The organism is Streptomyces sp. NPDC053426 (assembly GCF_055585405.1).
This window is the reverse complement of record NZ_JBVJKE010000012.1, coordinates 181,034-188,407: the sequence shown is the minus strand read 5'-3', so window position 1 is coordinate 188,407 and position 7,374 is coordinate 181,034. Positions and strand designations below refer to the sequence as shown.

The following is a 7,374-nucleotide window of genomic DNA, read 5'->3' as shown; positions in this document are numbered from 1 at the left end:
CGTCCACTCCGATCCATCACCAGCGGCCACCGACGGCCGCACACACCCCACACGCCTGCAAACGACGGACTACGCCGTCCGAGCGCGCCATTCCGACAAAGACTCTCACTCAGCACTGTCAGCAAAGGAGTCACAGAACGGGATCGGCTGCGTACAACGCGCGCAGCTCGTCCGCGATCCGCTTCGACGCCAAGGGGCGTCCCTTGGCTGCGTTGGCCTTCGGAGGGTCGCTTCGCCTTCCGGACTCCGGAGTCGGCTTGGGCAGGAGAACCTCAGGCTCTTCTGGCTCCCGCTCCGGTTCGTCGGCCTTGGTCAGTGAAGCCCGCGGCGGGTCGTCGAGCGGGCTCACCGTTTCACTGTTCTCGACAAGATCATCCTGCTCGTGGATGAGCTTCTCGAACGGCACCGTCGGCGGCTCACCAGGGGTCGACGGAGCCTCGCCCCCCTTGGTGTGGGCGATCAGCGTGAGCCGGGCAGCCGCCGGTGTCACCCCGGAGTCGGAGAGGACCCTCGCGCACGCTTCGGAGACCGCTGGCAGAGTCGGCCGCTCCTCCGGCGTGTGGGCGAGCATCGACTCCAGCAGGGGCACCAGCGGCGCAGGCACACCAGAGAGATCGGGAGCGATCTCGGGATTGGTGACTTGTGCCGCGATCGCTTCCCAGCGTGATCCGTCGTACGGATAGTGGCGGGCCGCCGCGTACAGCAGGACCGTGCCCAGCGCGTACACATCTGCCGCGGGCGACACCTGCGGATGGCCGCCGGCCTGCTCCGGAGGCATGCATCGGACGGTGCCGATGATCATGCCGCTGTGTGACAGCGTCTCCTGCGAGGAGTCCATGAACGCGCCCAGCCCGAAGTCGATGATCATCGGGCCGTCATCGCCCAGGATGACGTTCTGCGGCTTCAGGTCTCGATGGAGCAACCCCGCGGCGTGGACTGCCGACAAGCCTTCGGCGAGCAACGCCCCGAGGCTGGCCGCCAGCGGCAGCGGAAGTACACCGTCGCTGTCCACACAGGCCAGCAGCGTACGGCCGGCCACGTACTCCATGGCCAACCAAGGCCGGTCTGCGTAAGGATCCGCATCCAGGAAGCGGGCCACCCGGTTCGTGCCGATCACCGTGCGGGCGATCAGTGCCTCCTTCTCGAAGCGCGCACGCGTCAGCGGATCGAGCTTGTCGTTGCGGATCACCTTCACCGCGACCGGATCACCTGCGGGCGTGTAGGCGAGATAGACCTCACCCATCCCGCCGGAGCCGAGCTCCCGCGCCACCGTGTACCGGCCGATCCGCGTGGGCACCCCGCTCATCCGCACCGACTCACCTTTCCACTGCGCCTCACCCGATCGGCGCTCTTGCCCGCCACACTCTAATCGGCCAAGAGGTCAGCCTGAGGTGCTTTCGTCCTGATCAGGACGCCGAGCAACGCGGTGCAAGCCGAAACCGGCCGTGAGGAAGTAAGGGCTTCGGGATCTCCAGCAGCCGCTGTGTCGACGGCTGCTGGGTGTCTGTGAGTCCGGGGTCGGCAGGAAACTGCCCGCTTCTAATGGATCTTCTGCTGCTCCAGCCACTTGAAGACCTCGGCCCTCTTGTACAGGACCTTGGCGTTCCTGCCTCGGCCGAGCTTGTAGCCCTTCAAGCCCAGTTTCGATGCCTCTTTGTAGACCCAGCTCGTGGACATATTGAGCATCGCAGCGACCTCAGAAGTGTCCATAAGGACGGGCTCGACGCTACGGCGCCTGCGCGACGAGTCGATATCGGTGCGGGTCTCGTCGGGGTGCGACTGCGGTCCCATGGGCAAGATGACTCCCTGAGGCTGGCCTGAGCCTGATCGCGGCAGCGGCTCGCGCTCTGCTCTGGTCGAATTTCAAACGTCCTTGACGCCCGCCCTGTGCCACCGCCAGGAGTCACCGGACGAGCCACAGCCATGGTCGTGAGAATCGCCGGTTTGGCTAACCGGCGATCCGCCGCTATGTTGCCGCGCTGCTTCGGCCACTCAGATTCATGGAGCTGTGGACGCCTCCTCCTTTGAGACGGGATACGAGGGGCCTGGGCCAGCTGTCCCATGGCGGCGCGTGGTCCGACTTCCGGTCGAGCGCCTTCGCTCCTGACTGCCGTCCAGACCGTTCGCGTGACGGTGATCACGGACGCCTTTCGGGGGTGCTGCGTAGGCTTGGGTCGTCGCCACGGTGGGGTCCGCGAGAGTGGGCGAAGCCCTCCTCCAGCCACCTGACGGGGCGTCAGGAAAGTCAGCAAGTGGTCAGCATGAGTCCTGAAAAACCTGGGGACAGCTGCCCGAACATGCGACTCGTTGTAGGGTGTCGAAACAGCCCTTGACCTGCAAAAACGCAGGCAGGGAGCCTACTTGTGGGAGTACCCCGATGTTGCGTACAATGTTCAAGTCCAAGATCCACCGCGCCACCGTCACCCAGGCCGACCTGCACTACGTGGGGTCCGTGACGATCGACGCCGAGCTGCTCGATGCCGCCGATCTGCTGCCCGGCGAGCTCGTGCACATCGTCGACATCACCAACGGGGCACGGCTGGAGACGTACGTCATCGAGGGGGAGCGCGGGTCCGGGGTGATCGGGATCAACGGGGCCGCAGCCCATCTCGTCCAGCCCGGTGATCTGGTGATCATCATCAGTTACGCTCAGGTGACCGACGCCGAGGCGCGGGCGCTGGAACCCAGGGTGGTGCACGTGGACGGTGACAACCGCATCGTGGCCCTGGGGGCCGACCCGTCCGAGCCGGTGCCGGGGTCGGACCAGGAGCGCAGCCCGGGGGCCGTCACCACGGCCTGACCGGCGCAGACCGAGGCAGGAGCGTGACGTGGCCATGGGTGACATCGAGATCCGTGACGACCGGGCGGCGGGCCGGCTCGAGGCGGTGGCGGACGGCGAGGTCGTCGGGCGGATCGAGTACTTCCCGCTCGACGGCCCCGAGCGCGCGCTCGTGCCCGTGCACACCGTCGTCGAGCCCGCCCACGAGGGCAAGGGCATCGCGGGCTCCCTCGCCCGTGAGCTCTACGCCGTCGCCGCCCGCGAGGGCAGCGCCGTCGCCCCGCTCTGCCCGTACGTCGCCAAGTGGGCCGAGCGTCACCCCGACCAGGCTCCGGCGGCCGGGCCGGAGCTGATCCGGGCGGCGAAGGAGTGGCTGGCGGCGCACCCCGGGCGGTTCTGAAGCCCCCGTATCCGCGCTGCCGCACACCTCGCCCGTTCACGTAACGCGCCTCGACGCGCCGAGGACCGTTCCGGGCCGGAGTCGTGACGTCTCGTCCCCGGGGATCCGAGGGCACGTCCCGGCCCGCGGTGGCGCCGGCCGAGGAGGCCCCTTGCGCCGGCTGGTCCGTCGGGGTGCCTGGGAACGCTTCGGTGCGGGTGGTCCGGCGGGGTGCGTACGCCGGATCGCGGACGCCGTCGGCGTGGTCACCCGCGCCGACGCGATCGTCCTCGCCCGGGCCTCCACGACCTCGGCCGAGCGGCTCACCACGACTCCGGTGTTCGTGCTGTCCAGCCCCTGACGAGGCCGCGCCGGCTGTTCTTTCCTCGCGACCGCGTGAGAAGCGCGTGAGACGCCGGAACCTTTAGTGCAACCCACGGGTTGCATGTGATGTCGTGACGTGCAACCCTTGTGTTGCATGACAAATGACGAGGGAGGTTCCCGTGAACGACACCACCTACACCGACGCGGAGCTGGTTGAGCTCGACCGGATCGACCGGCGGATCGACATCGACGCCCCCGCCGAGCGGGTATGGGAGCTGGTCGTACGGCCCGGCTGGTACATCAATGACGGTGTGGTCGAGGCGGAGCCGGACCTGCGCCACGAGGGTGACGTGACCGTGGTGCGCCATCCGTCGCTGGGTGAGTTCCGGTTCCGGACGGTGGAGCTGGACAAGCCGCGCTACGCGGCGTTCCGCTGGATCGGCACCCCGTACCGGGACGACTCGACGCCCTCGACCCTGGTCGAGTTCTGGATCGACGAGCGGGACGGCGGCGGGGTGACCCTGCGCGTGGTGGAGAGCGGGTTCGCCAGCCTCGCCGACGACCCGGCGGCATGGCTGAAGGAGCGCGAGGGCAACGACAAGGGCTGGCTCACCGAGCTGACGGCCGCGAAGGTGTTCGTCGAGAAGAGCGCGCCGGCCCCGGTGAGGCATCCGTGACCGCTTCCACTCTCCCCGTCGTGTGCGCCGCGCTCGGCGACGCGACGCGCTGGGAGATACTCACCCGGCTCGGCGAGGGCCCCATGTCGGCGTCCGCGCTGGCCAGGGCCCTGCCGGTGAGCCGGCAGGCGATCGGCAAGCACCTGGAGGTGCTGCGCGAGGTCGGGCTGGTCGAGTCCGAGCGGCGCGGGCGCGAGGTCGTCCACCTCGCCGTCGGCGCCCGGCTCGGCACGCTGGCTCGCGAACTCGACCGGATCGGCCGAGGCTGGGAGACGCGTCTGCTGCGGATCAAGGAACTGGCGGAGCGCCCCGGACCCGACCCGGCCACCTGATCCGGCCGCCTGACGGACCGCGACTTACGACGATGGGACATGATCATGACTGAGCATGGCAACAGGCCCACGGACCGCGCCCCGGCACTGCCCCCGACGGCCGACCGGGCCGCCTTCGAGGCCGAACTGGACCGGTTGCGGATCCGGGAGAAGGCGCACACCCGGGAAGGCGACGCGATCGCCGCCGCCCGGCGGCGGCTGCCCATGGTCGAGGTGGACGCGGGCCTCGAGCTGACCGGGCCCGACGGACCGGTCACCCTGCTGGAGGCCTTCGAAGGGCGCCGACAGCTCATCGCCTACTACTTCATGTGGCACCACGGCCACGACGCGGCCGGGCAGTGCGAGGGCTGCACCTGGGTCACCACCCAGGTGCAGGAGCTGTCGTACCTCCACTCGCGCGACATCACCTACGCGGTCTTCTGCCAGGGGCCGTACGAGGAGAGCCGCCGCTACCGCGACTTCATGGGCTGGGACGTGCCGTGGTACTCGGCGGTCCCGTCCCAGGACGAACTCCTGACCGGGCGCCACGTCGGCATGATGCACATCGTGTGCTACCTGCGGGACGGCGACCGCGTCTTCGAGACGTACTGGACGACCCGGCGCGGCGTGGAGGCGATGGACTACAGCTACGCGCTCATGGACCTCACCGTGTACGGACGCCAGGAGCTGTGGGAGGACTCGCCCTCCGGCTGGCCCACCGTCCAGGGCACGCCCGTCGACGCCGTCCGGCTGCGGAGCGACGGACGCCCCATCCCCCAGTGGTCGCGCATCGAGGCAGGCCGCTCCGACACCCTCACCCCTTGATCCTCCGGCCGGGCCGGTGGCGCCAACCGGCTCCGCGCCGTCACCCGGACGGGTGACTGGAGAGGCGTCCGTCGGGTAGGCGGGGGAGTAGTCCAGAGCCGACGTCGACCGACAGGCCGGAGGACACGCGCCATGACGAACCCGTACCCGGACCCCGTCCCGCCGGGCCCCACTCCGGGCCCGGACCCCTCGCACCCCGAGCCCCGCCCCGACCCGGTGCCCTCACCCGAGCCGCCGCCCGGCCCGGAACCCACCCCTCCGCCCCCGCCGCCGGGCCCCGGTCCGCAGCCGACCCCGCAGCCGCCGGGCCCGGGACCGCAGCCGCCCCCGCCGCACCCGGGTCCCCCCGAGCCGTCGCCCTCGCCGATCCCGCCGGGCCCCGAGCCGGTGCCGAACCCGGAACCGGGCCCGCCGCTGAGCTGACCCGGACGCGGCACGAAGCAGGGCGGTGGACGACCGGCAGGCCGTCCACCGCCCTGTCGCGCGGGGTGTTACGCCGTCACCTCCGAGCGGTCCCCGCCCCACAGCGTGTGGAACGAGCCGTCGCGGTCCGTGCGCCGGTAGGTGTGCGCGCCGAAGTAGTCGCGCTGGCCCTGGGTGAGCGCGGCCGGCAGGCGCTCCGCGCGCAGGGCGTCGTAGTACGCGAGGGCGGCGGCGAAGCCGGGGGTCGGCACGCCCTGGCGGGTCGCCGCGATCAGCACCTCGCGCCAGTCGTCCTGGGCGTCGGCGATCTCCCGCGCGAACGTCTCGTCCGACAGCAGGCTCGGCAGGTCCGCGCGGGCGTCGTAGGCGGCCCGGATGCGGTCCAGGAAGGCCGCGCGGATGATGCAGCCGCCGCGCCAGATCGCGGAGACCGCGCCGAGGTCGATGTCCCAGCCGTACTCCTCGCTGCCGGCCGCGACCTCGTGGAAGCCCTGCGTGTACGACACGATCTTCGACGCGTACAGCGCCTGCTCCACCCGGTCGGCGAACGCCGCCGCCTCCGCCTCGTCCATCGGCGCGGCCTTCGGGCCGGCCAGGGAGCGCGAGGCCTCGCGCAGCGCCGCGTGACCGGACAGGGAGCGCGCGAAGACGGCCTCGGCGATGCCGGACACCGGCACGCCCAGGTCGAGCGCGATCTGCACGGTCCAGCGGCCCGTGCCCTTCTGCTCGGCCTGGTCCACCACCACGTCCACGAACGGCTTGCCCGTGGCGGCGTCCACGTGCGACAGCACCTCGGCCGTGATCTCGATCAGGTAGGAGTCCAGCCGGCCGGTGTTCCAGGTGCGGAAGATCTCCGCGATCCGCGCGGGGGAGTACCCGGCGACATCGCGCAGCAACTGGTACGCCTCACCGATCAGCTGCATGTCGGCGTACTCGATGCCGTTGTGCACCATCTTCACGAAGTGGCCGGCGCCGTCCGGGCCGACGTGCGTGACGCAGGGGGAGCCGTCCTTCGCCTTCGCGGAGATCTTCTCCAGCATCGGGCCGAGCGAGTCGTACGACTCCTTCGGGCCACCCGGCATGATGCTCGGTCCGTTCAGCGCGCCCTCCTCACCGCCGGAGACGCCCATGCCGACGAAGTGGATGCCCTGCTCCCGCAGCGCCTTCTCCCGGCGCCGGGTGTCCGCGAAGTGCGCGTTGCCACCGTCGATGATCATGTCACCGGGCTCGAGCAGCGGCGCGAACTCCTCGATCACGGCGTCCGTCGGCTCACCCGCCTTCACCATCACGACCAGCCGCCGCGGTCGCTCCAGCGCCGCCACGAACTCCTTGGCCGTCTCGGCCGCCACGAAGTCGCCCTCGTGCCCGAACTCCTCCACCAGCGCGTGCGTACGTGCCGCCGTCCGGTTGTGCACCGCGACCGTGTAGCCGTTGCGGGCGAAGTTGCGTGCGAGGTTGCGGCCCATGACCGCGAGTCCCGTGACGCCGATCTGCGCTGAACTGCTCATTGGGATGGCTCCTCATGAACTTGGTATCGGTACTGCCGAGTCCCGGTGCTGCCGGTCGATGCCCGCCAGTCCTGCCATCGACCATCCTGACGTGCCGCACTCGCGCGCGCACGCGCGGGTCGTCGTGACACCGCTCAGGTACATACGC

At 70.2% G+C, this 7,374-nt stretch carries 9 protein-coding genes; 6 read left to right on the top strand and 3 right to left on the bottom strand.

Annotation, left to right across the window (positions count from 1 at the left end; all coding sequences use genetic code 11):
• Positions 1-130: 130 nt before the first annotated feature.
• Together ACZ62B_RS24735 and ACZ62B_RS24730 are read right to left on the bottom strand one after the other, a co-directional pair.
• Positions 131-1,306 carry a serine/threonine-protein kinase gene (locus tag ACZ62B_RS24735; protein WP_467217174.1) on the bottom strand — a complete coding sequence of 392 codons (1,176 nt, stop codon included), beginning with the start codon at positions 1,304-1,306 and terminating at the stop codon, positions 131-133.
• A 233-nt stretch (positions 1,307-1,539) separates the two neighbouring features.
• Positions 1,540-1,710: a helix-turn-helix domain-containing protein gene (locus ACZ62B_RS24730; RefSeq protein WP_228679018.1), complete on the bottom strand. Its 171-nt coding sequence runs from the start codon at positions 1,708-1,710 to the stop codon at positions 1,540-1,542.
• 667 nt (positions 1,711-2,377) lie between these two features.
• Between ACZ62B_RS24730 and panD the strand changes: the two genes are divergently transcribed.
• From panD to ACZ62B_RS24700, 6 genes are all read left to right on the top strand, one after another.
• Positions 2,378-2,800 carry an aspartate 1-decarboxylase gene (gene panD, locus ACZ62B_RS24725; RefSeq protein WP_361742451.1) on the top strand — a complete coding sequence of 141 codons (423 nt, stop codon included), beginning with the start codon at positions 2,378-2,380 and terminating at the stop codon, positions 2,798-2,800.
• A 34-nt stretch (positions 2,801-2,834) separates the two neighbouring features.
• Positions 2,835-3,179, top strand: a complete 345-nt coding sequence (locus tag ACZ62B_RS24720; RefSeq protein WP_344557240.1) for a GNAT family N-acetyltransferase — start codon at positions 2,835-2,837, stop codon at positions 3,177-3,179.
• A gap of 151 nt (positions 3,180-3,330) precedes the next feature.
• Positions 3,331-3,519 carry a hypothetical protein gene (locus ACZ62B_RS24715; RefSeq protein ID WP_469692081.1) on the top strand — a complete coding sequence of 63 codons (189 nt, stop codon included), beginning with the start codon at positions 3,331-3,333 and terminating at the stop codon, positions 3,517-3,519.
• A gap of 142 nt (positions 3,520-3,661) precedes the next feature.
• Positions 3,662-4,159 (top strand): SRPBCC domain-containing protein, encoded by a 498-nt coding sequence (locus ACZ62B_RS24710; RefSeq protein ID WP_469692079.1) that lies wholly within the window; start codon positions 3,662-3,664, stop codon positions 4,157-4,159.
• Positions 4,156-4,491, top strand: a complete 336-nt coding sequence (locus tag ACZ62B_RS24705; protein WP_344556860.1) for an ArsR/SmtB family transcription factor — start codon at positions 4,156-4,158, stop codon at positions 4,489-4,491. Before ACZ62B_RS24710 ends, ACZ62B_RS24705 begins: the two co-directional genes overlap by 4 nt.
• A gap of 45 nt (positions 4,492-4,536) precedes the next feature.
• On the top strand, positions 4,537-5,295 hold the full coding sequence (locus ACZ62B_RS24700) for a DUF899 family protein (RefSeq protein WP_469692077.1): 759 nt from the start codon (positions 4,537-4,539) through the stop codon (positions 5,293-5,295).
• Between the two features lie 491 nt (positions 5,296-5,786).
• On the opposite strand, the gene gndA is transcribed toward ACZ62B_RS24700, so the two are convergent.
• The gene (gene gndA / locus ACZ62B_RS24695; protein WP_469692075.1) at positions 5,787-7,226 is read right to left on the bottom strand and encodes an NADP-dependent phosphogluconate dehydrogenase; all 1,440 of its coding nucleotides are present in this window, start codon (positions 7,224-7,226) and stop codon (positions 5,787-5,789) included.
• Between the last annotated feature and the right edge of the window lie 148 nt (positions 7,227-7,374).

Excerpts from the sequence above, each read along its gene's own strand:
- ACZ62B_RS24735 (WP_467217174.1), bottom strand. The coding sequence starts at position 1,306 with ATGAGCGGGGTGCCCACGCGGATCGGCCGGTACACGGTGGCGCGGGAG.
- ACZ62B_RS24730 (WP_228679018.1), bottom strand. The coding sequence starts at position 1,710 with ATGGACACTTCTGAGGTCGCTGCGATGCTCAATATGTCCACGAGCTGG.
- panD (WP_361742451.1), top strand. The coding sequence starts at position 2,378 with ATGTTGCGTACAATGTTCAAGTCCAAGATCCACCGCGCCACCGTCACC.
- ACZ62B_RS24720 (WP_344557240.1), top strand. The coding sequence starts at position 2,835 with ATGGGTGACATCGAGATCCGTGACGACCGGGCGGCGGGCCGGCTCGAG.
- ACZ62B_RS24700 (WP_469692077.1), top strand. The coding sequence starts at position 4,537 with ATGACTGAGCATGGCAACAGGCCCACGGACCGCGCCCCGGCACTGCCC.
- gndA (WP_469692075.1), bottom strand. The coding sequence starts at position 7,226 with ATGAGCAGTTCAGCGCAGATCGGCGTCACGGGACTCGCGGTCATGGGC.